The organism is Fulvivirga kasyanovii (assembly GCF_009711405.1).
Lineage (GTDB): Bacteria > Bacteroidota > Bacteroidia > Cytophagales > Cyclobacteriaceae > Fulvivirga > Fulvivirga kasyanovii.
The window spans coordinates 1-747 of sequence record NZ_SMLW01000107.1 but is presented as its reverse complement, the minus strand read 5'-3'; the positions used below and the strand labels follow the sequence as shown (position 1 = coordinate 747).

The window sequence follows — 747 nt, the reverse complement described above, 5'->3', positions numbered from 1 at the left end:
TAAATGCCGTTAAAGGTGATAAAAACAATATTGGTGCAGGTGTGCAGACGGACACACTGATTGAAGGAAAAATGAACAAAGTAACTATCATTATAGAATAAATGCACAGGCAAGACCTGATTAATAAACTTAATGACTACAGCCCTGAATTCGAAGCGGAAAAAGAATTCAGGGCTTCGTTTTTATCTTTTGTAAAGCAGAACCCTGAGTGCTTTGAAAGATCACTGGAAGAAGGACATGTTACCGGCTCTGCATGGATTATCAATAAAACGGAAACCAAAGCTCTCCTTACCCATCACCACAAGCTCAACCGCTGGCTCCAACTTGGCGGGCATGCGGATGGCGACCCTGACATCATCAATGTGGCCACTAAAGAAGCCCTGGAAGAGTCAGGGCTAAAATCGATCAGACTTGTAAGCACATCTATTTTTGACATTGACATACATACCATACCTGCCCGGAAGGCCGACCCTGAACACCTTCATTACGACATCAGATTTCTTTTCCAGGCAGATGAAAATGAACCTCTGGTAGTAAGCAGTGAATCAAAAGACCTTGCCTGGGTTGAATTGGATAAACTTGAGGCATTGGTGGGGTCAAATGATAGCATTGTGCGTATGATGCAGAAAAGTAAGTCGGGTATTCGGTGATCAAGTGTTTTAGTAATCGGTGCCCGGTGAATTGGGATCAAGCGTAATTTCTGGGGAGACCCTAACTCTTTCACCTCTTTGCTGACAGACAGTTGTT

1 protein-coding gene is annotated in these 747 nt (G+C 43.5%); it reads left to right on the top strand.

The genetic code is table 11. The features are described 5' to 3' along the window. Positions 1 to 101 precede the first annotated feature (101 nt). The gene (locus tag E1163_RS00200; protein ID WP_155168523.1) at positions 102 to 650 is read left to right on the top strand and encodes an NUDIX hydrolase; all 549 of its coding nucleotides are present in this window, start codon (positions 102 to 104) and stop codon (positions 648 to 650) included. Positions 651 to 747 lie beyond the last annotated feature (97 nt).

Coding starts and splice junctions, on each gene's coding strand:
- E1163_RS00200 (WP_155168523.1), top strand. CDS start 102: ATGCACAGGCAAGACCTGATTAATAAACTTAATGACTACAGCCCTGAA.